21 protein-coding genes and 1 pseudogene are annotated in these 21865 nt (G+C 42.8%); 10 read left to right on the top strand and 12 right to left on the bottom strand.

All coding sequences use genetic code 11. The annotated features are described in order from the left end of the window. Position 1: 1 nt before the first annotated feature. Positions 2–589, bottom strand: a complete 588-nt coding sequence (locus tag LC065_RS06325) for a biotin transporter BioY (RefSeq protein ID WP_226592988.1) — start codon at positions 587–589, stop codon at positions 2–4. 130 nt (positions 590–719) lie between these two features. Continuing rightward, a complete protein-coding gene (locus LC065_RS06320; RefSeq protein WP_226592990.1) occupies positions 720–1217 on the bottom strand; it encodes a carboxymuconolactone decarboxylase family protein in 498 nt (165 codons plus the stop codon). Positions 1218–1329: 112 nt separating this feature from the next. Between LC065_RS06320 and LC065_RS06315 the strand changes: the two genes are divergently transcribed. After that, positions 1330–2778 (top strand): HsdM family class I SAM-dependent methyltransferase, encoded by a 1449-nt coding sequence (locus tag LC065_RS06315; RefSeq protein ID WP_226592992.1) that lies wholly within the window; start codon positions 1330–1332, stop codon positions 2776–2778. A 54-nt stretch (positions 2779–2832) separates the two neighbouring features. On the opposite strand, the gene LC065_RS20420 is transcribed toward LC065_RS06315, so the two are convergent. Together LC065_RS20420 and LC065_RS20415 are read right to left on the bottom strand one after the other, a co-directional pair. Next, the gene (locus LC065_RS20420; RefSeq protein ID WP_371933412.1) at positions 2833–3669 is read right to left on the bottom strand and encodes an ATP-dependent DNA helicase; all 837 of its coding nucleotides are present in this window, start codon (positions 3667–3669) and stop codon (positions 2833–2835) included. Positions 3670–3706: 37 nt separating this feature from the next. Then, positions 3707–5113: a DEAD/DEAH box helicase gene (locus tag LC065_RS20415; protein WP_371933411.1), complete on the bottom strand. Its 1407-nt coding sequence runs from the start codon at positions 5111–5113 to the stop codon at positions 3707–3709. A 173-nt stretch (positions 5114–5286) separates the two neighbouring features. On the opposite strand from LC065_RS20415, the gene LC065_RS06305 reads away from it, so the two are divergent. The 3 genes from LC065_RS06305 (at position 5287) to cysK (ending at position 7874) form a co-directional block, all read left to right on the top strand. After that, positions 5287–6213, top strand: coding sequence for an SGNH/GDSL hydrolase family protein (locus LC065_RS06305; protein WP_226592996.1), 927 nt, complete (start codon positions 5287–5289; stop codon positions 6211–6213). A gap of 17 nt (positions 6214–6230) precedes the next feature. Further along, entirely contained in the window at positions 6231–6866 is a 636-nt protein-coding gene (locus LC065_RS06300; protein WP_226592998.1) for a YpmS family protein, read from the top strand. 78 nt (positions 6867–6944) lie between these two features. Continuing rightward, positions 6945–7874, top strand: coding sequence for a cysteine synthase A (gene cysK, locus LC065_RS06295; protein ID WP_306163823.1), 930 nt, complete (start codon positions 6945–6947; stop codon positions 7872–7874). A gap of 628 nt (positions 7875–8502) precedes the next feature. Here the strand turns inward: cysK and LC065_RS06290 are convergent. Further along, positions 8503–9114 (bottom strand): trimeric intracellular cation channel family protein, encoded by a 612-nt coding sequence (locus LC065_RS06290; protein WP_226593002.1) that lies wholly within the window; start codon positions 9112–9114, stop codon positions 8503–8505. A gap of 291 nt (positions 9115–9405) precedes the next feature. Between LC065_RS06290 and sda the strand changes: the two genes are divergently transcribed. From sda to LC065_RS06280, 3 genes are all read left to right on the top strand, one after another. After that, positions 9406–9498: a sporulation histidine kinase inhibitor Sda gene (gene sda, locus LC065_RS20410; protein ID WP_226593559.1), complete on the top strand. Its 93-nt coding sequence runs from the start codon at positions 9406–9408 to the stop codon at positions 9496–9498. A gap of 82 nt (positions 9499–9580) precedes the next feature. Next, positions 9581–10282, top strand: coding sequence for a YqjF family protein (locus LC065_RS06285; RefSeq protein ID WP_226593004.1), 702 nt, complete (start codon positions 9581–9583; stop codon positions 10280–10282). Between the two features lie 80 nt (positions 10283–10362). Next, positions 10363–11316, top strand: coding sequence for a ring-cleaving dioxygenase (locus LC065_RS06280; protein ID WP_226593006.1), 954 nt, complete (start codon positions 10363–10365; stop codon positions 11314–11316). Positions 11317–11365: 49 nt separating this feature from the next. Here the strand turns inward: LC065_RS06280 and LC065_RS06275 are convergent. After that, positions 11366–13318: pseudogene (locus tag LC065_RS06275) on the bottom strand (aconitate hydratase). Between the two features lie 318 nt (positions 13319–13636). On the opposite strand from LC065_RS06275, the gene LC065_RS06270 reads away from it, so the two are divergent. The 3 genes from LC065_RS06270 (at position 13637) to LC065_RS06260 (ending at position 15036) form a co-directional block, all read left to right on the top strand. Further along, the gene (locus LC065_RS06270) at positions 13637–13939 is read left to right on the top strand and encodes a helix-turn-helix domain-containing protein (protein WP_306163822.1); all 303 of its coding nucleotides are present in this window, start codon (positions 13637–13639) and stop codon (positions 13937–13939) included. Then, entirely contained in the window at positions 13866–14549 is a 684-nt protein-coding gene (locus tag LC065_RS06265; protein WP_306163821.1) for a tetratricopeptide repeat protein, read from the top strand. Before LC065_RS06270 ends, LC065_RS06265 begins: the two co-directional genes overlap by 74 nt. Positions 14550–14913: 364 nt before the next feature. After that, a complete protein-coding gene (locus tag LC065_RS06260) occupies positions 14914–15036 on the top strand; it encodes a hypothetical protein (protein ID WP_264187881.1) in 123 nt (40 codons plus the stop codon). Between the two features lie 166 nt (positions 15037–15202). Here LC065_RS06260 and LC065_RS06255 read toward each other — a convergent pair whose 3' ends face one another. The 6 genes from LC065_RS06255 to LC065_RS06230 all read right to left on the bottom strand — a co-directional run bounded on the left by LC065_RS06255 (position 15203) and on the right by LC065_RS06230 (position 21744). Then, complete coding sequence (locus tag LC065_RS06255) at positions 15203–16609, bottom strand: MBL fold metallo-hydrolase (protein ID WP_306163820.1); 1407 nt, start codon at positions 16607–16609, stop codon at positions 15203–15205. Between the two features lie 172 nt (positions 16610–16781). Next, the gene (locus LC065_RS06250; RefSeq protein WP_306163819.1) at positions 16782–17300 is read right to left on the bottom strand and encodes a DUF6933 domain-containing protein; all 519 of its coding nucleotides are present in this window, start codon (positions 17298–17300) and stop codon (positions 16782–16784) included. A gap of 82 nt (positions 17301–17382) precedes the next feature. After that, positions 17383–18096, bottom strand: a complete 714-nt coding sequence (gene treR / locus LC065_RS06245) for a trehalose operon repressor (protein WP_226593017.1) — start codon at positions 18094–18096, stop codon at positions 17383–17385. Between the two features lie 15 nt (positions 18097–18111). Beyond that, positions 18112–19797 (bottom strand): alpha,alpha-phosphotrehalase, encoded by a 1686-nt coding sequence (treC, locus tag LC065_RS06240; protein WP_264187882.1) that lies wholly within the window; start codon positions 19795–19797, stop codon positions 18112–18114. Between the two features lie 25 nt (positions 19798–19822). Beyond that, positions 19823–21232 (bottom strand): PTS system trehalose-specific EIIBC component, encoded by a 1410-nt coding sequence (treP, locus tag LC065_RS06235; RefSeq protein ID WP_306163818.1) that lies wholly within the window; start codon positions 21230–21232, stop codon positions 19823–19825. A gap of 23 nt (positions 21233–21255) precedes the next feature. Continuing rightward, the gene (locus tag LC065_RS06230) at positions 21256–21744 is read right to left on the bottom strand and encodes a PTS sugar transporter subunit IIA (protein WP_226593021.1); all 489 of its coding nucleotides are present in this window, start codon (positions 21742–21744) and stop codon (positions 21256–21258) included. Positions 21745–21865 lie beyond the last annotated feature (121 nt).

The raw sequence follows: 21865 nt of genomic DNA, 5'->3' as shown, positions 1-21865 counted from the left end.
ATTAGGCGGCCTGCCTTAACGGCGTCCGTTGTAACAGTGTCTTTTCTAGTCGGATAGCAAAGAACGCGGACACAATGGCTAAGCCAATATCTTTAATTAAAAATGGCACCATACTTGACCATGCCACAACAAAACCTATACCATCTCCTCCAACCCAGAAGTTCATAGCAAGATAGAATAGATTCACACCAATAAAATAGTTCACTACAATGCCGACAAGGGCTGCGGTAATATAGGTCGGAAGGTTCCGCTTAGACTCTGCAATTTTCCCAACAGCATAAGCGACGACAATAAAAGATAAAATAAATCCAAATGTTGGGGAGATAAGGGTGGATATTCCCCCTTTAAATCCAGCAAAAATTGGCGCACCCACCAACCCTAGAAGCGCATAAACAAGAACAGAGAATGAGCCTAACCTGCTCCCCAGGACGAGCCCTGCGAGAATAGCGAAGAATGTTTGAAGTGTCAGCGGTACGCCCATGACTTGTAAAAATGGCATGAATGCGGTGATGTTGGCTCCGATCGCCATGAGAGCAACGAACAAGCTTCCCAAGGTAATGTCGTAAGCCGATAAACGAGATGATTTCATTACGGTGTCCTCCTACATATAAAATCTCTTTAACTATTATTAAGATACGAGAAATCACCTCATAATGTCAACTTAGTTTTTTTATAGTTAACAAAAAAGGGTGCCGTTTGAATCGGCACCCTTTTTGTCTTTATAATCCCAACCCCATTGAAAGTTGATTCGTATAACTTGTATAAGCAACCGTTTGATTTAACGCTGATATTTTCCGAGCATCATAACCATGCTCCTTCAACCGTTCCACATCTTCTTTCGTCACTTCTACTGGTTTAGCAATTATGTGGTTCGCATACGTAAGTACAGCTTTCCATTCCTCACTCATGTCAGATTCCTCATAATGGCTAAGCCAGTCCAACACATCCTCCTGATCTACCAGCTCTTCAAGTAATTTGGAATGACTATCCGTGCAGTATTTGCATCCATTCTTCATGGAAACGAACGTGATGACCGCTTCTCGCAAGTCGTCTGGAAAGTCTGTCTCCTTAATCGCTTTCTGCAAGGGGAGAAAAGCTTCATATAGTGCTTCATTATTCGCCAGCAACCGATCAAACAAAGGGGCTGGATTGGGAATATTTTTTTGTGCGTTGAGTTCCTTCATTTCTTTTTGTTTTACAGGTTTAATCCATGGCATTGCTACACCACTCCTCTATCATTCTTTTTAACTAGGAATTAATAACCTATTAAATGGTGACTTCTTCCTCCCTATATAGTAATATAGACTCAAAAAGTAGGAGGGGGAGTATATGTTTTCTCCTCAAAGGACGATGGGGCAATATACAACCCCGAAAGAAACGGTGCATTATATGACTCGGAAGCTTTTATCAGAACTTCCTACAAAGAGCAACATGAAGATTCTTGACCCGGCGACCGGGGACGGCATTTTCATCCATACATTGTTGGAAGAAGGCCTTTCAACAGAAAATCTCTATGCTTTTGATATCGACCGAAAAACAGCGGCTCCTCATCCTGATATTCATTTTTACTATGAAGATTTTCTAAAGGTTGATCAACCAGGGAAATATGACGCAATCATAGGCAATCCTCCCTACAAATCTAAACGGCAAAGTCCTTACTTTTCCGAAAACCGAGAAAGAATTCAACGTGATTTTGGAAAGGTTGGTATTCATAACTTATATTCCCTCTTCATTCACAAAGGCATACAATGCTTGAAGCCCGGCGGGGTGATGACAATGATTGTACAAGATTCATTCCTTACAAATATTTACTACAAAAGCTTTCGTGAATTTCTACTAAAAGAGACCGAAATCAAAGAAATCGTTCTTGCTCCAAGACGCCTTTTCCATAAAGGGAAAGCCGATGTACGTACAGCCATCATTACTCTAAAGAAAAGAGGCATGGAAGCCGTTCCCTCCACAGAAATGAGGCTGGTAGACCGTCTGAAGGAGCAAGATTATGACCATCCTCCTGAGCATCTCATCCAGTATCTATCACAACGAACGTTTGAGCAGATGCCCGCTAATAACTTTACAATCAATGTACCTGAAGATATCTTGAAACATTTCGAAACCCCACACCGAACCCTGGGAAGTGTCCTTAAAGGTGGGACAGGCATATCTACCGGAGACGATCGTTTTTTCTTACGGTCATTCAAGGATGGACATGTGCCACCCGAATGGATTCCTTTTTATAAAAATGGCGGAAGGAAGGATGCCTGGTATTATGAACCGAAATACTACATCCACAAAAATTGGCCGGACTATGTCGAGAGAAATACAAGTTTCACGGTACGGAACCGCTCCTATTTCTACCAGAGAGGCATCACCTGCTCGTCCATGGGGGTGGATTTCTCCGCTGCCTTACTCCCAGAAGGATCCTTGTTCGGAGTGAACGCCAACCTCTTCCCAGAACATGAGGAGGATCTGTACTACTTTCTCAGTCTGTTAAACAGCAAGTTGATTAAATATATGGTAAGAAAAGTCCTCAACCGTACAAACATGATCACGTCTGGCTACATCAAGAAGATTCCGTACATAGAACCTGCCCCTCTGCAAAAGCAGGTAATGATTGAAACTGCTCGGAGTATCGTTGATAAGAAAAAAGAGGATCCATCTTTTCAAACGGATGAATGGCAGTCGCTGGTGGATCAAACCGTTTATGAAATCTATGGAATTTCGAGTTCCAGTCGTTCCAAAGTCCATGATTTCTGCCATGATATTATGGAGAAGATTTGACTCTTCTCCACCTCTCCTCTCCTTTTCCGTCACAATATTTCCTGGGAAATCAAATCATTTAAGAATTCGATAATTTCCCCAATCATCAGGTAGAAGTTGCAAATATTTGCGCGAAAGAAAGCGGTCATCGACAAGCTGAATCGACCCGTGATCTTCTTCTGAACGGATCAACCGCCCGCCCGCCTGCAGCACCTTGTTCATACCTGGATAAACATAAGCGTAATCATAGCCGTTTCTTCCTTTTTGATTAAAGTAATCTTTGATTAACTCCTTTTCGAAACTTCTGGGAGCAAGTCCGATACCTACTACGGCTACGCCATTTAGCCGATCTCCTCGCAGGTCTACACCTTCAGAAAATATACCTCCCAACACTGCGAAACCGACGAGTCGACCTCCTTCCTCAAATTGAGCAAGAAAGTCTTCTCTTCTTTCTTCATCCATCCCCCGCTCCTGCATGACCGCATTCACAGAAGAGTAGTCTTTGAATTCACGATAAACCATTTCCATGTAATGATAGGAAGGGAAGAAGAATAGGTGATTCCCCTCGTGGTGATCCACCTGATCATTCAGGCGTTTGGTCAGTTCGCCAACCGTCTTCTCCCTGCTCTTATACCTCGTCGACAAAGGAGTGATCATCACATCAATTTGCGATGAGTCATACGGCGACGGCAATTGTAAGATATAATCCTCTTTGGTTCCCCCAAGCATCTCTTTATAATAAGCAAATGGTGAAAGAGTCGCTGAAAAAAACACTCCCGACCTGAAGGTTTTCGTCGTTTCCCGCAGGACGTGTGAAGGATCGAGACAAAACAGCTTGAATATAAAGTCTCCCTCGCTCGTACTCTCCCCCAACAAGCGATAGTGTTCATCTACATATTCGAGGATTTTCAAAAATCTCTGCGATTGAAAATATACATCCAGCAGCTGTTCAGACCTTTCCCCTTCCGTATTCTCCTGTAAAAAGCGCCTCCGCTTCTGCCAGGAAGCGTTCTATGTTTTCTTCCAACTCTCCAGGCACCTGTTCCAGTTGGATGAACTCCTCCTTGGGAGAATAAAAACGATCCAAATCTTTTCCGATTGCGTCAGCCACTTTAACTAAGTTCTCTTCCTCGCCTTCCCATTCAGCTGCAACACTTTCATAAGATTGCTTGGTAACGGAAGCTGAATACATCTCACGAGCACGCTCTACAAGGTTATGACTTTCATCCACGAGCAGCGCTGTTTTTTTCTTCCGATCTGGCATCAGGCGTTTCAGAGAAACCCGAGGGTCAAAGATGTAATTATAGTCACCAATGATCACATCACACACATCTGTAAGGTCTAATGAAAATTCGAAGGGGCAAACTTTATGTTTCCTTGCATAGGATTCAATAATCGAACGTGTCATTTGTGTTTCATGAAGGAGAATATCGACGATAGCTCCATTAATTCGGTCATAGTAACCGTCGGCAAATTCACAGTATTCCGGCTGACAAATCGTCTCTTCCTGGAAACAGATTTTATCTTTGGCCGTCAAGGTAACCGACCGGAGCCTGAGTCCCGTCTCTCCCATTTTCAGTAGAGCTTCTTCAGCCGTGGCTCTTGTAATCGTCTTTGCCGTTAAGTAATAAATCCTTTCCATATCATCCAATTGCAATGCTTTAATAGCTGGAAACAGGGTGGATATCGTCTTTCCAATCCCTGTGGGCGCTTGAGCAAACAGATTCCTCTTTTCTTCAATCGTGCGGTAAACACTTCCTGCCAGTTTCCGCTGACCGTCACGATAACTCGGAAATGGAAAGTTTAAATCAGGGACTGTTTTTTCTTTTTGCTCTCGTATATGAAGAAGGATTCGCGCATAAGATGCGTATTCGCTGACTGTATCTTTCATGAATTGATGCAATTCCTCGTATGTAAATGTACGTAGGATCCGCTTTTTTTCTTTTGTTTTTTTCTGGACATACGTCAACTGCACCCGGATGTTCTGCAGCTCTTCTTGGGTTGCATAGATAAAGGCATACCCTTTGGCCTGGGCCCAGTAAAGGGGATAAGTGGTATCATCAATTTCCTCAAGATCTCTTGCAGTAGATTTGATTTCGTCAATCACCGGCCCCTCCTCCGTGTCCAATAAACCATCGCACCGGCCTTGGACCATTAGGCTAAACCCTTCCTGATGAAATTCATATTCCATGAATACTTCCGATTCGTCCTTTTCTTTGTATTTCTTTTGCACTTCTTGATGAATGGCCGTTCCTTCCACGAGGGATGTATTCGTTTGAAAACGTTCGTCAATGCTTCCCGTCCTGTACACATAGGAAACAAGGTCTCGAACGGAAATCGTCATTTTTGTGTCCATCGATTTTCCTCCCTTCTTATTGGTTTTATTTTCTTACCCTCATCTTCTTACACTCTTTTCCGTATGTCTATTGTATAGGACCATGATATAATTGTGGTTAAAACTTTTCATTTCCCATTGGATGGGAAGAACATATAATAGAAATGAGATTACCCTTCAGGAGGGATTCAGCCTTGAAAAAATGGAGATGGATGGCAGCCGTCGCACTCTCCTTCTTGATTGCCTTTTTTATGGTAGCAGCTTTTATATATACCCCGGAAGAAAAACCGTCGACTGAACCAAAAGATTCACAGCAGACAGCGGAAACTACTCCCGCTCAAGAACATGAGATGGAAAATGAAGAACCCGAAGAGGATGAAGAAGAAAGTGAAGACAATGAGGGTAAGCTGAGTGAAGGGTTACGTGAGGTCTTTACAAGTGTGATTGAAAGTGCCCGGGATGTGTTTATTAAAGAAGATCTAAATATCGTCGCTATTGGTGACTCTTTGACACAAGGTGTCGGAGATTCTACAGAAAATGGCGGCTATATTGGAATTCTTGAAGAAACTTTCAATGCCAACCCGGATACAGCGACCCTGAATATAACAAACTATGGAAAACGGGGAAACCGGACAGACCAAATGCTGGCACGGATGGAAGATGAAGAAATTGCCGATTCCCTGCAAGAAGCGGACCTGATTTTGATTACCATCGGCGCCAACGATGTTATGAAAGTAGTGAAAAATAATTTTACAAGCTTGAATTATCAGGATTTTGTTGAGGAACAAAAAGGGTACGAAGACCGGATGCGTAACATTTTCAACCGGGTTCAGGAGTTGAATCCTGATGCCCCTGTGTATCTGCTGGGTCTCTATAATCCTTTTAACCAATACTTCACTAACATTCCTGAACTTGGACAAATTATGGGAGATTGGAATGCCATCAGTCGTCGTGTCACCGACGACTACGAACAGGCCGCCTTCATCCCGATTCGGGACTTGTTTGAAGGAAACGAAGAAGAGCTCCTTTGGGAAGAAGACCTTTTCCATCCCAATGAAAGAGGTTATAAAAAGATGGCTGAGCGCGTGTTACAATACATTAGAGAAGACATCGAACAATAACAGGTGGAATGTATAAGATGAAACGATTATTGTTAAATAATAAATGGAGAACGTCCTTTTGGCTATTAGCTCTGATTAATGTGGGAGTTATCATTTGGCTTGTTGCTTTAGTTTTCTTACCAAGTTCTTATACCATTGTTAATGTGGATCAAAAGAAAGAAAGCCCTGATGCCGAATTCACCATCGTTTCTACAAAAGAGAACATGGAGCAACTCGCTAATGAATACCTCTCAGAACTTTCAACCCAGACAGTTTTCGACTACTCGATCACCTTAGACCGAAATGTAACATTATCAGGGAACATCAAGGCCTTTGATCAGGTCATCCCCATTAACGTAGAGTTACACCCTGAAGTGCAGGAAAATGGAGATCTTATTCTAAGACAAGAGAAAATTTCTTTAGGAAAGCTTCCCCTTCCTAATAAAAAGGTATTGGAATTCGTGAAAGACAACTATAACTTACCTGAATGGGTCATCGTAAATCCAAATGAAGAAAATATCTATGTTGCAGTCACACAAATGGACACGGCAAGTAATTTCAATGTGAAAGTCGACCGGTTCAACTTGAACTCCAACCAGCTTGCGTTCAAAATTGCTGTACCGAGCAACACTTTCCAATTTGCACAACGAGTTGTAAATGAGCATATGGAGTGACAAGCAAAGCAGATGAACGTCTCCATTCAACTATGATAAAATTGGACTACCATTCCCAATGATAAGGAAGTGACAGATATGCGCGTGGTAAACAATATTGCTGATTTAATTGGAGATACACCTTTAGTTAAGCTGAATCGTATTGCGCCAGAAGGCGGAGCCGATATTTATATGAAGTTGGAAAAATACAACCCAAGCGGAAGTGTCAAAGACCGTGCCGCTTTCAACATGATGGAACAGGCGGAGAAGGATGGACACCTTAAAAAAGGAGCAACGATCATCGAACCGACCAGTGGGAACACAGGGATCGGCATTGCTATGAACGCCGCTGCAAGAGGATACAAAGCCATTCTTGTCATGCCGGATACAATGACTCAAGAACGGATTAACCTTTTGAAGGCATATGGTGCCGAGATTGTTCTGACACCTGGAGACGAAAAAATGCCAGGAGCCATCGCAAAAGCCAAAGAACTGGTCGATGAAATTGAAGGAAGCTTTATGCCCATGCAATTTGAAAACATGGCCAATCCAGATGCCCACCGCCATACAACGGCTGCAGAAATTATTGAAGCTATGGGTGAGCTCGGCAAACCTCTATCCGGTTTTGTTTCTACTGCTGGAACAGGCGGTACCATCACAGGAACAGGTGAAGAGCTGAAAAAACGTTACGAAGATTTGACCATCCATGTAGCAGAACCCGCAGGCTCCCCTGTACTTTCCGGTGGAAAGCCCGGAAAGCATAAGCTTGTTGGGACGAGCCCAGGTTTCGTTCCTTCCATCTTGAACCATGAAGTGTATGATGAAATTTTCCAAGTGACAGATGAAGATGCCTACGACATCACCCGCAGACTTGCTCGTGAAGAAGGCTTGCTTCTTGGGACTTCCTGTGGTGCCGCCTGCTGGGCAGCCATTCAGGTCGCCAAAAAGAAAAAACCGGGAGAAGTGATCGTATGTATCGCACCAGACACCGGAGAACGATACCTCTCAGGAGACTTATTCCGCTATTAAAAATAACGAAGCACTCAGAGACCTAAACCTCTGAGTGCTTTTTATATCCCTTCTTCCACTAAAGCTCCCGATTGTTGAAGACTCAGTTTCGAGACAATTAAGTGGTTCTAGGGGCTCCGGGAAAAGGTTCGCTTTCCATGGGGCGGGCGGTGAGCCTCCTCAGGCTACGCCTTCCGGGGTCTCACCTGTCCCACACATCCCATAGGAGTCTCACCGTTTCCCTCCGCCCCTTTGCCATGAAAGATTCTCGAAACCACTCCTAAAAGGTCAGCTCGTATGATTATGGGAGGTGGATGACTAGAACACCTCAACAGTACGTTAAAACTTGATCCACAGTGCTTTACACCTCTAACAGTTGGATAGTGAAAGAACCATCCAATTTGGTACAAGGGTTCGTTTCTCTCCTACATCGAATGGGGTGGTCGGGAAGCTGCGAGACTCCCGCGGGAATGGATTGGCTGGCGAGACCCCGCAGTGCGTAGCACGAGGAGGCTTGCCGTCATCCCCGCAGGAAAGCGAGTGGCTTCCCGACCACCCCTAACCCCCAACAAGGTAACGAACTCTGGACACATCTTGAAACTGAGTCTTACACAATCCTGCCATATACTACAAGATAACCTTCAGTGATTTACAGGCGGTATAGGTCTCTGAAACGTAAATGCCAGCCTAGGTGGAAGGAAGCGACACGGCAGATGATGACGAGAAGGAAGATCATATAGGTCTGCCAGGCGCTTTCGATATCAATCCAACCTATTCCTATAAGGAGCCCCGCCATCAATGCCCAGACAGCGTATATCTCCTGGTGCATGACCATGGGGCGGCGCTGAGCAAGGACATCCCTCGTTACCCCTCCTCCGACACCTGTCAGAATAGCAGCAAAAATAATCCCTCCAAGAGGAAAATCATTTTCTATAGCAAAAGACGCTCCTTGAAGCGCAAATGCAGATAAACCGACCGCATCGGGGTAGATATTCCAACGATCCCAGGTCATGACCCACGTCTTAGGGAAGAAATAGACAATGGCAATGGTACCGAGGGCTACATAAAACAGGTAACCTTGTTCCCAAACATGGACGACCGGTACATCAAGGGCAATATTCCTGATGATTCCTCCCGCAAATGGTGTCGCAATACCAAGAATAAATGTGCCAAATATATCGTATCTTTCATTTAATGCTACAATCGCACCACTAAAAGCAAACGCCGACACGGCTAGTATGTTCAATATTTCCCATGTCATCGTCTTCCCCTCCCTGATGATCCATTTCTTTAATATGCTTTCCGTTTATTTCAGACTGATTGATTATAACAAATTCTTAGCGATAAAATAGTCGTTTTTATATATTTTTAATAGAATGCTAGCGCTAAGTAGAGAATAAATGAAGATACTTCCCCATCCTTGATTCCAAGGGCAATATTGTAGGAACGGCAAGTGTTTCAATGGATTTGATGAAACCACACATATAGGGGCCATAAAATGATCATTGAACAACTCTCTTCAAGGTTATTATAAAATACACTCCTAAGAGCTATAGACTTAAAACTTGAAGACGATTTCATTTATTTGCTGAAAGAGGAAATATCAAAAAGAGAAAATGAAGAAAACTTGGTAAAAAAACGATAACTTTTCATACATCTTCACAATGAAAGCATCTAGATGTATGAGTCAATGATCCTCAGGGTAAACCATGATAGAGGTGATAATCATGGACCGAAATCATTGGATTATGCATCAAGAGTGGAATGACTTAATATTTATGCATTGGCCTGTCCCTGCAGAAGCATTACGACCTTTCATTCCATCTGCCTTGACTATTGATGAATATGACAATTCAGCCTGGATTGCCATCGTTCCCTTCCGCATGCAAAATATCCGCTTCCGCGCTCTCCCCTCTCTCCCATTTGGAAATCACCTGCTTGAATTAAATGTTCGTACATACGTTACGTTCAATGGTGAACCAGGTGTCTATTTCATTACTCTTGATGCGAACCATCCCCTTGGTGTGTTTTTAGCCCGTACGCTGTTTGGACTTCCTTATGTCCATGCGAAAATGAGAATGGACCAAACCGAGACGGGCTACCAGTTTACGAGCAGACGAGTTCATAAAAACTACCCTGCTTCTCATTTGCACGCAAACTTCCATACGGTATCGAACCCTGTACATGCTCAGCCAGGGTCCCTCATTTATTGGTTAACAGAAAGGTATGCCTTATGGGTGGTGAAACGTTCTAAGATTTACAAAGGCCCTATCCTCCATAAGAACTGGAGGCTGCAAAAGGCGGAGGCTGATATCCAAATGAACCAACTTGTGGATTTCCTTCCCCCTTCTATATTTCAAACAAAGCCTATCACATATTTCTCCAAGTCACTGCACACGAGAATCTTTCCTTTTGAAAGAAAAGGCTGAAACAGAAGCTTTGACAGTGATATATATAAATAATATAATTATCTCGAATTCAAGATTATTGAAAACAAGGAGGAATGACCATGCAACTCAAGGGCATTCATCACGTTTCAGCAATAACCGCCAATGCAAGAAGCAATTATGATTTCTATACAAAAGTTATGGGCATGCGCTTAGTCAAAAAAACAGTCAATCAGGATGCTCCATCCATGTACCACCTATTCTATGCGGATGAGAAAGGACGACCCGGAACAGACTTAACCTTTTTCGAAATTCACCGAGCAGGACATACGTACCCTGGAACGAGAAGCATCTCTACCACATCACTTCGTGTAAAAAGCGATGAAGCACTGAAGTATTGGGAACAACGCTTCAAAGAACATTCTGTTGAACAAGATGAGATTAAAGAAAGACACGGTCGAAAAACGCTCTCCTTCCGTGATCCCGAAGGACAACGACTCATTCTCGTATCTGATGAAAACAATAGCGGTGTAGAAGCCGGAAAAGCATGGGAACATTCTACTGTACCTGAGCAATATGGAATTACCGGTCTTGGCCCCGTTCACCTCACCGTAAACGATGCAGCTAAAACAGAAAAAGTTCTTACTGAGCTCTTAGGATTTCGAAAAAAAGGAGCTTATGAGCAATGGGCCGTTTATGAAACCGGCGAGGGAGGAACCGGGTCAGAAGTTCATGTGGAAGAAGACCCCGAAGGACAGCCCGAAAAACCAGGCCGCGGAAGCGTTCACCATGTGGCCTTCCGTGTAAATGATGAGGATGAACTCAAGAAATGGCAGGAAATCATCCAAGCCTCAGGTTATCCTAACTCCGGCCTTGTCGATCGCTACTATTTCAAGTCCCTGTATTTCCGGGAGGCCAACCACATCCTTTTTGAACTGGCTACGGATGGACCTGGGTTCGCTACAGATGAGGACGTGGATCATCTTGGAGAAAGTCTTGCTCTTCCCCCGTTTTTAGAGCACAAACGGAAGGAAATTGAAGGAAGCTTGACTCCACTGGACACATCAAGACCATAAAGGGCTCTAAACTAAAGACTCCGGCGGGATAAACCCAGCCGGAGTTTCTTTATGATTCCAATCTATTTTTCACCCAGTTGATCAAGCCACCCATTTGCATGATTTCAATCTGCCGATCAGAAAGGGCATGCTCAAGTTTGAGGGTTTTATCTTTTCCTTTTACTTCAACTTCCACTTGAGGAGACTGCTTAATCTTATCTCTCAGACCTTTGAATACAAGGACGTCCCCTTGCTCCAACTCATTGAGATCGGATGGGTCGGTAAAGGTCAATGGCAACACTCCAAAGTTAGCAAGGTTCTGCCAATGAATCCGTGCAAAGTCCTCCACAATGGCAACCTTAAGACCGAGGTATTTCGGTGCAAGAGCTGCATGCTCACGACTGGATCCTTGCCCATAGTTCGCTCCGGCGACTACAGCGTGACCACCGTCCTCTCTCGCTTCCATTGCGCGATCGTAATACGTTTCGTCAACAATTTCGAACGTGAATTTACTGATTTCCGGTAAGTTGCTTCGATAAGGGAGAACACGGGCTCCACCTGCTAGAATTTCATCCGTGGAAATATCATTTCCCATTTTGAGTAAAATAGGGAGTTCCATCTCATCTGGAAGTTCACCCATCTCGGGGATGGAGGCCACATTTGGACCTTTGACTAACTCTACATCCTTCGCTTCCTCAAAAGGTAAAGGTTCATCAAGTAACCGTGTGTCCACCGTTGGTTTGTCTAAATCCTTCACTTTTGGAAAATTGAAGTCTGATTTTCTCGGATCCGTAATCTTTCCTGTCAGAGCTGAGACAGCAGCCGTTTCAGGACTGCATAAGAAAACACTATCCTCTTTTGTCCCGGAGCGTCCCGGGAAGTTCCGTGGGGTGGTACGCAAACTGTTCCTGCCCGTCGCTGGTGCCTGTCCCATTCCAATACATCCATTACAGCCGGCCTGGAGTGCAATCTTCCCCCCGCTTGAAGGAAGTTAGCAATATGACCTTCTTGAGACAAGTCAATCAACATTTGACGTGATGTAGGATTCAAATCAAAGGATACGCCATCTGCAATGTGACGACCTTCTACGATTTTCGAAGCAATCGCAAAGTCTCTATACCCAGGGTTCGCTGATGAACCTATATAGGACTGGTAGATGGACTCTCCTTCCACTTCTTCTACTGGAACGACATTTCCCGGGCTTGAGGGTTTGGCTACCATCGGACCTAATGAAGAAAGATCCAGCTCATCATGAACATCATACGTCGCATCATCATCTGCGACTAGTTCCATCCACTCATCTTCTCTCCCTTGAAGCTTCATGAAGCGCTTCGTTTCTTCGTCTGATGGAAAGACCGTACCTGTGGCCCCAAGCTCAGCCCCCATGTTGGCTATCACATGACGATCCATGGCTGTTAAGTTTTTCAAACCAGGACCATAATATTCAAAAACGTGGTTGACTCCGCCTTTGACGCCATGCCTTTTAAGCATTTCTAAGATGGCATCTTTTGCACTGACCCAGTCTGGAAGTTCTCCAGTCACTTTCACTCCCCAGATTTTCGGCATTTTCACGTAAAAAAGGTTCACCGGCAATGGCCATGGCTACGTCAATTCCGCCAGCTCCCATCGCAAGCATTCCCATACAACCGTTCGCACATGTATGACTGTCCGAACCCAGCAGCGTCTTTCCAGGTTTCGCAAGCCGCTGCATGTGCACGGGGTGGCTCACACCATTTCCCGGTCTACTGAAATGGAGTCCGAAACGCTTCGCGGCACTCTCAAGGAAAAGGTGATCATCCGGGTTTTTACTATCTTCCTGGATTAAGTTATGATCGACATATTGCGCGGATGCTTCCGTTTTTGCCTGATCAATGCCCATCGCTTCCAGTTCAAGCATAACCATCGTCCCGGTCGCATCCTGTGTAAGCGTTTGATCAATTTTCAATCCAATCTCCGATCCGGGATTCATCTCCCCCTCTACCAAGTGATCCTTAATCAATTTTTGTGTGACGTTATATCCCACATCTATTCCTCCTTCTCACTTGTAGTTGATGACGGTCTTGATGAAACTTTTTATAAAATTCCTATACCTTTTATACCCGTAATGTTGTATGATTACTCATAGGTTCCAAAAAGTTCCTCTTCCAAGGCGTGCAGAACCATAAAATGGGAATCTATGAAAGTCCCCCTTCCAAAGTCCCCTTAAAGCCACAAAATTTTCCCGACTTGGGAAACTAGTGAATTTTGTTGAAAATCCCAGAACGAACATGTATTCTAAATATAGATTTGAAAGAGCAAACACTCTGAAAAATCAACAGTTGATCAACTAGGTGTGAGAAAAATGGAATATGGTAAAGTGCTTCGATTCCATCGCGTGAAGCAGGGTTTAACACAGAACCAGCTTGCAGATGGGATTATCTCGCCGGCGTATTTGTCTAAGATTGAGAACGACCAAACCGTTCCCGCGTTCGAGGTACTTGAACACCTCTACGAACGTCTAGGACTTGATTTCCACGACTCTTCTTATCACCACCCTTCCAAGGAAAAATTGAAGGAATGGTATGAGATGATTGTTTTTAAACGGATTGAAGAGGCCAGGGGAATTAAAGGAAGAACTCAAACAACAAAAAGATACGCTGAATAATCATCATTTGTATATATTTTTCGAGTTGTTCCGCATTCGCCATCTGCTGTTAGAAAACGAGGTGGAGGAGGCTTATGTAGCATGGAAAAATATCCGTCAGCACGAGGATACATTTGATGAAGAGATGGAGTATTATTTCCATTTAAGTTCAGGCCTGGTCAGTTATTATCGTGGAGATTTTGAAGACTCCTATCTTAAATTGATGGAAGCTAAGAATTACAGTGCTTCAATTGATTTAGAAGGTTGGGAAGAAAGTGATTTATACTATCTTCTCGCTCTAAGTGCCAGCCAAGCAAACAACATTTCAGCATCAATCTTTAATGCTGAACATGCTCTAGCAATCTTCCAGAAGCAGTACAATTTATTCAAAAGTGCTGATTGCCATATCTTACTAGGGATAAATTATGGAAGATTAAAAAATTATGGCAAGGCTTTAGAAAATTACCACCTAGTTAGTAAAGTTGCTACACAAACCAAAAATTACTACCAATTAGGAGTCATTTATCACAATATTGGTGTAATTGAATCAAGACTAGGCAATTACGAGTCAGCACTAATGAACTATAAAAAAAAGTCTTTTCTATCGGGTGGAAAAAGCTTCAGATCATGAGATTTTTGAGACTATTTATTGCCTAATATTTGAAAATTATAAAGTAGGGAACCTTGAAGATTGTAAAGAGTGGATAAACAAGGGCTTTTCCTACCTAGAGTCATCTAAAGAGGATACTACAACTGCTCAAATTCATTTAAAGATTTATACTATGCTCATTAATAACGACAAAAAAAGCTCAATACTTAGAAAGTGAGGCTATCCCCCACTTTCTTGAGAAAAAACAACACCGATTTGTTATTCGTTATTGCATGATTGTATCAGATCTACTTGAAGCAGAAAGAAGTTACAAAAAATCTACTAAATACCTAAGGTTAGCAATTGATTTGTTAAATAAATATTCCAACTTAGGAGGTATTGCTTTATGAAAAAGCTATTTGCTCTAATCGCAGTATTGGGACTTGCAGTTTCAATTTCAGCTGGAGTTAACAATGTTGAAACAGCTGACGAACTCCACCCAAGACCACTAGTTGTGGATCAAATTTAATTTTGTAACATTGATTTTAGTTTTAATTTTGTGTGTTAATTCAATTTTTATATAATTAACACCTCCCCTAATCCTATACCTATACAAACTTTTGCCTCTATCTTTATGGTAGAGGTCTTTTTTTGCATAAAAAAGCCTGCCCTTGATGAGGCAGGCTTTTAACTGGTTACGAGTTCACTTTTCCTTTATGCTTTTTCCAGGCTGAAAATCCGCCTTTCAAATTCAATACATCCTTATATCCATAGGCCTGCAATAAACTTGCGGCAATCGCCGATCTCATACCTGACTGACAATGGACAATCGGCGTTTTATTGGAAGGTATATCTTCCATACTCTCTTTCAGCTTCCCAAGCATTATATGCCGGGCTTCCTCTATATGGTCATCGTCCCATTCACTATCATTTCTTACATCGATGATGACATAATCTTCATGTCCTCTGAATTTGTTTTCAAGCTCTTCCGCTGTAATGCTTGCATACGTTTCTAATCCACCATAGTCATTGACTTCTGATTCATCCACATAACCAACAAGGTCATCCAGCCCTATGGACTCTAAAGAACGTTTAATCGCCGGAATGGTATCTTTAGAAGAAATAACTATGATCTTTTGATCATATTCAATCAACCAACCTGCCCAATTTGTAAATGATCGATTATAAGGGATGTTGATTGTTCCTTTTAAATGGCCGTTCGAGAATTCAGATGATGATCTAGTATCCACCACCATGTACTCATCAGACATGTAGCGATCCACATCTGATACGGAAACCCCCTCCACCTCTCTTTCCTTTTCAAGAGACGGACCTTCTTTATTTAGTTTTTTCATCATGGCAAAATATTTCGGCGGTTCAGGTTGACCATCCAGTAATTCTTCAGTGAATGCTTTTTCATCGGTGTGTTTTAACGCCCAGTTGTTTTCTTTTTCATATCCCACCGTTGAAGAAGGGACGGCTCCTAATGATTTCCCGCAAGCACTTCCCGCTCCGTGCCCGGGCCAAACTTGTACGTAATCAGGAAGTTCTTTGAAGCGTTGGACGGATTGATACATATCTGCCGCTCCTTTGCTTGCCGTCCCTTCTGCTCCGGCTGCTTTTTCGAGCAAATCTGGTCGCCCCACATCACCAACGAAGACAAAATCACCTGTAAAGATTCCCATAGGTACCGAGGAACCTCCCCCTTCATCAGTCAATAAGAAAGAAAGACTTTCAGGTGTGTGGTCAGGGGTATGGATCACATCGAGTCTGACATTCCCTACATGAATTTCATCGCCATCTTTTACGAGTGTATGATTGATTTCATCAAGGTACTGATACTTCCAATCATCATCTCCTTCATCGGATAGGTATAGTTTCAGATCCTTCTCATTTGCCAGTTCCCTCGCACCTGAAAGAAAGTCTGCGTGGATATGGGTTTCTGCAGCGGCGGAAAGATCGAATCCTTCTTTTTTGGCTGTTTCATAATAAGGTGATAAATCCCTTGCAGGATCAATGACTATGGCCTCCCCTGTCTTCTGACAACCGATCATGTAAGACATTTGTGCTAGCTCTTCATCAAAATAAGATTTGAAAAACATTCAATAACCCTCCATTTTTAAGAAGTCCTTGTTATGTAATATACCCTCATGTGTATCAAAGAAACATAACCATTTATTATTATTATCCACCTGTGCTAGAAAATCCTTCTTAAAGAAAACGTAAGCAAGTTAGCAGGCAAAGGTAAAAATAAAAAGCAGCAGTGCCTTGGCACTACTGCTTTTCAAAGTAACGAATAAATTCTTCATAAGGAGTAATCTGATCCAAATTAGAAAATACAAGCTTTATATTATTATATTTATTAACCTCCACAGCATCTAAATCTTCGTACGCTGTTCCTGCTGCCATATCCTCAGAGAAGAATTTAATTTCATTCAGCATACCAAGAACTTTCCGATTGTTCGTTTTCGTATAAACGATTTCATCGGCAGCCCCCAGCATTTGGTCGGCAATTCTTTTCTCGATCCCTAACAGTTGAAACAATTGCTTTAGTGAGCCTTTTATGACACTGTCAAGATGTTCAAATTGCTGTTTTCTCAAACCGAACAACGTCAGGTTCAAACCTGTTGCATTATTCATTATAAGAAGACATTTTCTTCGATTAATTGTAACGACATTTGCATGCCACTTGTATATTTCTGGTACATCCGTATATTCTTCTATCTCTTCAATCGGTTGATTGATTTCGTTTTGTAACTTTTTTGTTGCTCCAATTACGAACAATTTGCCCACCTCGTCCTTACTATTCGATATTCCTATTTTAACGTGTAACCATAAAAAAACAAAGAGGGACCAAAAACTGGTCCCTCTTCCCTTACACCTTTGTTCTTCGTGCAAAATCGACGAATTGAAATTTATCTGGTCTGTGTCTGGATTCTGTAAACTGAAAGGCGGTTGTATCTCCTAAATAGACATAACTGCGAATAACAACGACTTGGTCATGTCCATTCAAGTCCAGAAACTCTTCATCTTCAGCCGTCACAGGCTCGACCACGATCTCCTTCTTCGCAAAGCTGATATCAAGACCCAGTTCATTTTCAATATAATGATAAAGCGACGTTTGAGCGATTTCCTTAGTAAGGTCATGTACAAGGTCATGTCTTATAAAATCTCTATCTAAAATGATACGTTCACCGCCAATTTCCCTTGAACGTACAACTTTCCAAAGATGAGAACCTTCCTTGCAATTGAGTTGACGGCATACTTCCGCATCTTTAACAAGGGTGAGCTCATGCACATGCGTTTGAAAACTTTGCCCCAATCGCTCCGAGAGCTCTTTGAAGCTTGTCAAACCTGAAACCGGAAACTCGAATTTATCACGGTCAAGAACAACGGATCCCTTACCACGCACTTTCTGAATGTACCCATTCTGCGAAAGCAGGTTCAAAGCTTTACGAATCGTTTCTCTCGATGTCTCGAATCTTGCACACAAATCGTGTTCAGAAGGGAGAGTATCACCTGCTGTGTACTCTCCCTTCTGAATATCTTTCACGAGTTTATGATAAATCTCGACATATTTGTTTTTCATTTTGCGCCCCCTCACCTATTTATCGGTAAGATGATATACGACCGACTCGTATGGGCGAAGGCTGATTTCACGGTAATCTTTTGTAGAATCATCATAGTTGCTCAGAAGGATGTCCGCCTCACCAGATACCTGAACATCTTCTGGTAATGTGAATGACGTTTCTTCGCCGTAGAAGTTATTCACAACAAGCAACTGTTCTCCATTCCATTCACGAAGATAAGCAAATACGTGATTGTGGTCTGAGTTCAACAAACGATAATCGCCATGTGTAATGATATCATGAGACTTACGTAATTCGATCAATTTTTGATAGTGATTGAAGATGGAATCTTCTTTGTTCATCACCACTTCTGCATTGATTTCTTTATAGTTATCTGCTACATCAATCCATGGGGTTCCTTCAGTAAAGCCGGCATTTTCTTCTCTATTCCATTGTACAGGAGTACGAGAGTTATCACGAGACTTCTGTTTTAAAATCTCAATGATTTCCTTTTCACTGAATCCTTTTGCTTTGAACTCTTCATACATATTCAGCGATTCAACATCCCGGTAACGTTCAATGCTTTCGAATTTAGGGTTGGTCATCCCAAATTCTTCTCCTTGGTAAATGTAAGGCGTTCCTTGCATCATATGGATGGTGGTGGCAAGCATTTTTCCAGATTCTTCAGGATAAGTCTCATCATCCCCGAACCTTGACAATACACGAGGCTGGTCGTGGTTACACCAGAATAAAGCGTTCCAGCCGTTTCCTTTGTTCATTTCGCGCTGCCACTTCGAAAGGATCTGCTTCAACTCATGGAAATCGAAATCAGCGACCGTCCATTTTTCACCGTTCGGATAATCCACCTTGAGATGGTGGAAGTTGAACGTCATACTCAGTTCATCGCGTTCAGGAGCCGTGTATTTAATGCAGTGCTCAATGCTCGTCGAAGACATCTCTCCAACTGTCATCAGGTCATAGGGTTTGAAAACTTCACGGTTCATTTCCTGCATGAATTCATGGACACGCGGGCCATCTGTATAGTATTTACGACCATCTCCTGGCGCGACACTACCATCATCATTTGGGAACTCCTGATTTTTGGAGATCAAGTTGATGACATCCAAACGGAAGCCATCCACTCCCTTTTCACCCCAAAAACGCATCATTTCATAGATATCTTCACGCATCTGTTCGTTTTCCCAGTTTAAATCGGCTTGAGTGACATCGAACAAGTGCAAGTAATACTGACCTGTTTGTTCATCATACTCCCACGCATTGCCCCCGAATTTAGACTGCCAATTCGTCGGCTCTTCCCCATTCACAGGGTCACGCCAGATATAATAGTCACGATAAGGATTGTCTTTTGACTTTTTAGCCTCTTGGAACCATTGGTGCTCCGTAGACGTGTGGTTAACGACGATGTCCATGATGAGTTTCATCCCACGGTTGTGCGTTTCTTCAAGCAGTCTTTCAAAGTCCTGCATTGTCCCGTATTCATCGTGAATGTCGTAATAGTCACTGATATCATATCCATTATCATTTTGAGGAGACTTGTACATCGGGGTCAGCCAAAGGACATCGACCCCGAGTTTATGCAAGTAATCTAATTTTTCAATAATCCCCTGAATATCACCGACACCGTTTCCTGTCGTGTCATTGAAGCTTTTTGGATAAATTTGATAAACGACAGCTTTTTTCCACCAAGGTTGTTCAATCATTGTAGCACCACCGTTTTTAAATTTTTTATACGTCTTTTTTACGCTTCGCATAGAGATACGTTCCTACCAGCGGAAGGACAATGACGATGACCATTCCGATAGCAAAGTCCAGCCAGTACTCCGCAACGATTGAGAAGATCCCTGGCACACCACCGACTCCGATAGAGCTTGCCAATACACCTTGTGCAGAAATATAAAGGCCGGCAATAGCAGAGGAAGTAATGGCAATAATAAATGGATACTTAAAGCGCAAATTCACTCCGAATAAAGCTGGTTCTGTAATTCCAAGCCATGCAGAAATACCTGAAGATACACTTAAACCTTTAAGTTTATCGTCTTTTGAAACCAGCCAGATGGCAAATGCGGCAGAACCTTGCGCAATGTTGGATAGAGCAAGCATCGGCCACAAGAATGTAGTTCCCGTGCTTCCCACCAACTGAATGTCCACAGCCATGAATGTATGGTGCATTCCGGTAATCACGAGCACGCCGTATAAACCGCCGTAAATAAGACCGCCTAACCATGCGAAAGTATCAAAGGTAGCAACAAGACCGTCTGTGATCCAGTTACCGATAGCAAATGTAATCGGTCCAATGATGATGAACGTCAAGAAACCAGTCACTAACAAGGAAATCGGTCCGACGAACAATAATTGTATGTTATCAGGGATACGGTTACGTAAAAATAGTTCGATCTTGGTCAATAAATAAGATGCGACAAGAACAGGCAGGACTTGTCCCTGGTAACCAATTTTCTCAACGGTTAATCCAAATAAATCCCAGGTTGGTACAGATCCTTCAGCCACGGCATCACCATAAGACCAAGCATTCAATAAATCAGGGTGGACAAGCACGAGTCCTATGACAATACCTAAGATTGGACTACCGCCAAATTTCTTGACCGCAGACCAACCGATGAGTCCGGGTAAGAACACAAAGGCGGTATTGGCTATGATTATGATCATGTTCGCTATGCCTGACCACTGTGGATAGACATCAATAATGGACTGGTCGTCCCAGAAGATCCCCTGTGCTGTCAAGATATTATTGATACCCAGCAGCAAACCAGCGGTTACAATCGCTGGTAGAATGGGAATGAAAATGTCAGCAAGTGTTTTAATTGCTCTTTGAAGAGGATTCATATTTCCTTTGGAAGCCTCTTTCACTTCTTCTTTAGAAGATTCACCGACACCAGCAAGAGCTACCAATTCTTTATAAACCTTATCGACAGTTCCTTGTCCGACAACAATTTGAAACTGACCGTTCGTTGAAAAAGATCCTTTCACAGCATCAATATTGTTCAGTTTTTCCTGATCGACTATACCTTCATCATGTAACGCCAAACGCAGACGTGTGACACAGTGGGTTGCAGCAGACAAGTTTTCCTTTCCGCCGATGGCTTCCAGAATCTGCTCAGCCTGTTTTTTGTGATTCATTTTTTTCTACCTCCCGGCGTGGTTTATTTTTTCTTTACAGTCAATAATGATGTTGATCCAGCGCTCATTTCGACATCGTCAGCCACTTGCACATCAAAGTCATCACTGTTCGTGACAATGATTGGTGTTACTGTACTCTTCGCCTTTTCTTTCACGAGGTCCAAATCGAAGGAAATCAATGGATCTCCTACCTTCACCTTGTCCCCTTGAGACACAAAAGCTTCAAAACCTTCTCCATCCATTGCTACGGTTTCAAGACCAATGTGGATCAGAATTTCTGCACCACTTTTCGTTTCCAAACCTACCGCATGCTTCGTTGGGAATAGTTGAACAATCTTACCTTCTACAGGGCTAAGCACCTCGCCGTCCTTTGGTTCCACTGCAATTCCTTCCCCCATCATCTTCTGAGAAAATACGGGGTCCGGAACTTCCTCCAAAGCCACTTTCTTTCCAGTTAATGGTGAAGCCACTTTCAATTCTGTCTCTTTATTTCCAAACAACTTCTTAAACATATCGTTCTCCTCCTCAAACGCTTTCATCAAAGCACTCAAAACTTGTATATACATCAATTAACTATGATTATAATTTGTATATACAAGTTTTGCAACCGTTAACAACGAGGCGATATAATTG

Origin of the sequence: Halobacillus litoralis, assembly GCF_020524085.2 — a bacterium.
Lineage (GTDB): Bacteria > Bacillota > Bacilli > Bacillales > Halobacillaceae > Halobacillus > Halobacillus litoralis_E.
The sequence above is the reverse complement of the archived record's forward strand: the minus strand, read 5'-3'. Positions and strand labels throughout refer to the sequence as shown.